The organism is Hymenobacter agri, assembly GCF_054778495.1.
In genome coordinates, this window is record NZ_BAAGZM010001224.1 from 1 (window position 1) to 629 (window position 629).

Sequence of the window (629 nt, forward strand, 5' to 3'; positions counted from 1 at the left end):
GCTGCAAAATCTGCGTACCAATTTTAGACGCTTCAGGATGAGCCGAAACCACCATGGCATAGCGGGCCAGCCGGGGCGATGCTGCCGGCGGCAGGGGCGACGCCAGCGAGCCCTCGAAGGCGCGTGAGGTAGACGTGACGGGGCGCTCGGCCGAGCAGGCCAGCAACAGGGCCAGCGGAATAGCGAGGAGACGGTGCTTCATCGGGGTAGGAATAAGGTGCCAAAGTACGCCACAGCGGGCCCTGAATCAGGGTTCGGACCGATAAAATACGGATTGTTGGCTGCGCAACCGATGGCACGACGGCCCGTAGGCGGTAGCGCCCGCGCCGGCCCCTTACATTTGGCCCAAACCGACTTCCCCATGGCTAAGAAAACTTCCGCTGCTCCCGCTGCCCCGGCATCTGCCACTACTGCCGCCACCTCGGCCACGCCCGCCAAACGGGCCGCGAAACCCAAAGCCGGGCAACCGACTGTCGAGAAACCGGCGTCGTCGCCCGCGGCCAAGGCAGCCGCTGCGCCCGCCACCAAAGCCGCGAAGCCGGCGGCTGCCAAAGCTGCTGCAGCCGCGAAAGCTACTTCTGCCGCCAAAGCTGCGGCTGCTCCTAAGGCTGTTGCCGCGGCCAAGCCCC

2 pseudogenes are annotated in these 629 nt (G+C 66.1%); one reads left to right on the forward strand and one right to left on the reverse strand.

Annotation, left to right across the window (positions count from 1 at the left end):
- Positions 1-202: pseudogene (locus tag ACYVDE_RS25450) on the reverse strand (gamma-glutamyltransferase); the annotation flags it as partial.
- Between the two features lie 159 nt (positions 203-361).
- Here ACYVDE_RS25450 and ACYVDE_RS25455 point away from each other — a divergent pair.
- Positions 362-629: pseudogene (locus ACYVDE_RS25455) on the forward strand (outer membrane integrity protein); the annotation flags it as partial.